The 2098-nt window shown below is 77.1% G+C and carries 1 protein-coding gene; it reads right to left on the bottom strand.

Going from position 1 to position 2098, the window contains the following annotated elements; all coding sequences use genetic code 11:
- A partial coding sequence (locus E1291_RS41130; protein WP_131743432.1) for a transglutaminase TgpA family protein occupies positions 1-2027 on the bottom strand: 2027 nt, incomplete at its 3' end.
- Between the last annotated feature and the right edge of the window lie 71 nt (positions 2028-2098).

The raw sequence follows: 2098 nt of genomic DNA, 5'->3' as shown, positions 1-2098 counted from the left end.
GTCCCCGCCGCGGGGTCCGCCGCCGCCCGCCGGGGCAGCGCCGACCAGCGGCGCCGCCGGGTGAGGATCCGCAGCGCCATCGGCGCCGCCAGCAGCAGCGCGACCAGCAGCGTGCCGGCCGCCCAGGGGGTCAGGTCCCGGCCGTCGTGCTCCTCGTGCGGCGGCAGCGGCGCGCTCTCCGGGCCCTGGTCGTCCACGCGGTGGCGGGGGCCGGAGCCCGGCGAGTCGTCCGGGGTGTCGGCGGCCGACGAGGAGGACGGCGACGTCGAGGAGGAGTCCCGGCCCCGCCCGCCGCCGGGAAGCGCGGGCTGGCTGTAGACGGGGGCCGTCGCGGTGCCCTGGCCGCCCGCGCCCGCCGGGGTCGGCTCGAACCGCACCCAGCCGGACCCCTCGAAGTACAGCTCGGGCCAGGCGTGCGCGTCGCGGGACCGGACCGTCCACTCGCCCGGTCCCGTCTGGATGCCCGGCGTGTAGCCCATCGCGACGCGGGAGGGGATGCCGAGGATCCGCGCCAGCAGCGCCATCGCGGCGGCGAACTGCTCGCAGTATCCGCGCTTGTCGCGGATGAGGAAGCTCACGAGGTCGTTGCCGTGCTGCGGCGCGGGCGCCGACAGGTCGTAGGTGTAGCGGCCCGTCTCGGTGAACCACCGCTGGAGCCGGACGGCCTGCGCGTGCGCCGTCGTGGACCCTGCGGTGACCTTCTGTGCCAGCGCCCTGACCTCCTGCGGGACCTCCTTCGGGACCTCGGTGTACCGCGAGGCGATCTCGGCCGGGTACGGGTAGTCGCCCGCCGCGGCGAGGTTGGACTGGGACGGCTGCACGCGCAGGCTCCGGACGGTGTAGGCCCGCCCTCCGGCGGAGTCGCGCAGCGAGTAGATCATCAGCGACTGGCGGTGCACCCGCCAGTCCCCCTTGATCGAGACGTTCGTCGGGGCGTACGGCACCGGGAGGAACGTCATGTTCTTCACCGCGGACCTGACCCGCACCCGCGTGGTGACCTCGTGCGAGGGGACGGCGCGCAGGCCCGGCGGCGTGGGCAGCGTCCGGCCCGACAGCCGGTCCTTCGCGCTGCTCTGCAGGGCGCTGTAGGTCCACCGGTCGCCGTCGAACCGGTCGAGGGCGTACAGCCGCAGGTAGTCGGGTCCCGCCGGGTCGTCGGTCTGGTAGGACAGGACCACCGAGTCGTCCGCGCGGGTCAGCTCCCGCTTCAGGCTGACGAGCGGGTCCGGCGTGGTCACGGTCTGGTTGCCGCGGCCGCGGCCGCCGCCCATGCCGAGCATGCCGCGCGGGTGGACGCCCGGCACCGCCATCGGCAGCAGCACCGCCACGGCGACGGCCCCCACCCCGATCCGGCGGCCGCTGGCCGCCAGGGCGCTCGCGTCCGGCCGGGCCCGTTCGGCCTCCGGCGGCGGCTGCGCGCCGGCCATCGGGACGTCCTCGCTCCGGCGGGGCGTAACCACCGTCCGGCCCCAGCCGCCGACCTGTTCCCGGGCGTCGGTCATCAGCAGCGCCAGGAAGCCCAGCGCCCCGACGCCGAACGCCAGCCAGCCGACGCCGTCGTCGCGGACCGCGGCGGGCACGCTGTACATGGCGAGCAGCGGCAGGCCCGCCGGCGCGGCCCGGCGCAGCCGCACCGCGAGCAGGTCGACCAGCACGGCGACCAGGCCCACCCCGGCCGCCGTCAGCATCGCGATCCCGGGGACGAGCGGGACCGGCGCCGCGTACCGGTTCGCCGAGTCCCAGCCGTCCGCGGCGAGGTCGCCGAGGCGCTCCACCCCGGCGGGCGACGGGACGACCCACAGCCACGCCGCCTCGCGGGCGTACAACGCGGTCAGGTACACCAGCAGCGCGGCCAGCCCGGCGAGCGGGTCGGCGAGCGCGGGCAGCCGCAGCCGCCGCGACAGCAGGCCGCCCCCGGCGACCGCCAGGACCGAGCCGAGCGCCGTCCAGAACCACCGGCCGGTGTCGAACAGCGGGTACAGCCCCACCGCCCCGGCCAGCGTCGCCAGCCCGGCCATGATCGTCATCCGGACCCTCATGAGCCGCCCCCGGTGAAGCCCGCGGCGGCCGGACCGGTCCGCCCCCACGCCGCGGCGAG

Origin of the sequence: Actinomadura roseirufa (genome assembly GCF_900659635.1) — a bacterium.
Lineage (GTDB): Bacteria > Actinomycetota > Actinomycetes > Streptosporangiales > Streptosporangiaceae > Spirillospora > Spirillospora roseirufa.
The sequence above is the reverse complement of the archived record's forward strand: the minus strand, read 5'-3'. Positions and strand labels throughout refer to the sequence as shown.